The 1,451-nt window shown below is 68.0% G+C and carries 1 pseudogene; it reads right to left on the reverse strand.

The features are described 5' to 3' along the window. Positions 1-1,425 (reverse strand): annotated as a pseudogene (locus tag ACZ5CR_RS45070) (hypothetical protein); the annotation flags it as partial. Positions 1,426-1,451 lie beyond the last annotated feature (26 nt).

A 1,451-nucleotide genomic window follows, 5' to 3' on the forward strand; every position in this document is an offset into this window, starting at 1 on the left:
GCGAGCGTCGTTGGACAGGGTGGAGATGGTGATGGTCTTCTTGTCCGGCTCTGCCTTCAGCGCCTGCTGCACGGCGATCAGTTCGGCCATCGCCTCGTCCATGCCGGCCGTCTGCAGCAGGATCGACACCTTCTCCGGCACCAGACCGGCATTGTCGGCGAGCTTCGCTGCCGCCTCCGCGCCCAGCCCGTAGCCCTCGGCGGTGGCGATGGCGGACTCACGGGCGGTCGCCATCTGCTTCTGCGCTGCCTGCAGCGCCTCCGGAACGGACTTCCCGTTGGCCTCCGCGTACTGGTAGGCGGCGAGCGCCGCATCCGCGGAATTCGTCGACAGGCCCTGCAGCAGGTCATACAGCTTCTGACCATTGCGCGTGACCGTGGACAGCGAACCATCCACGTTCAACAGGGACTTGCCGTACCCCTGGGCGTTGTCGACGCCGCCCTTCAACGACTCCGCAGCATCCGACACCGAACGGTTCAACCGGGCCTCAGCAGCAGACAGGTTCACCGAACCGCCGGCCAGGATGTTCAGCGCGTCGTGCAGGGCGCGTGCACGGGTGTCGGCGTCCGCCGTCGTGTCCGACAGGCGGCGCATCGCGTCGGAGAACTTCCCGAACGGACCGACCGCATCCGCTGCGGACCGGCCCGCGGATCCATTCACGTCGGCGAGATCCCTGGCGTCCTTCACTGCCTGGGACATCTCGCCCTTGACGGACCCGAGTGCCTCAGCAGCGTCGTGCGCACGCTGGCCCACGTCGTTGTACATGACGCCGCCGCCGCGCACCGGCTTCAGGTTGATCGCGGCGACGTCCTCCATGCGCTTCTGGAGCTTCCCGAGGCCGTCGTCCTGGCTGAGGTAGGCGTTAGTGAGGTCCTTGACCGGCACCCCTGCCTTCGACATGACGTCGACCAGGCGCTCCTTGCCGTCAAGGACCTTGGTGTCCATCAGCGACTGCGCTGCCGAGGTGCGGACGCTGTCCGTCACGGCACCGTTCGACTCGCGCAGCGCCTGGGTGAGACTGCTGATCCGCGACTGGTGCTCGGCAGCCGCCTGGGCGGCCTTCTGCTGGTGAGAGGCAAGCATCGACAGACCCACACCTGCGGCAGCCAGTGCCACACCCCACGGCCCGCCAAGTGCCCCCATCAGGCCACGGGCCGCACCACCGACTCCAGTGCCGATCGCCCGAGCCACCCCCGTGATCGGACCGGAGGCATTGCGGAACGCGCTCGCCATCTGCCCCACCACCGGGATGCGGGTCTGCACCACCGCGAGGGCCTGACCGATCCGGCCAATGGACTGCCCCTGCGCAGCCGCGAGTCGCTGCTGATCCCGCATCTGGTTCCCGAGGGAGCGGTACGCGCCCACAACGGGCCCGGAAACCGTCTGACCGAGCCGCGACATCATCGGAGCGACACGGCGTGCCATGAGCATCGCGATGATCGCTGTCTGTA

It is taken from the genome of Streptomyces sp. NPDC031274 (assembly GCF_055570235.1).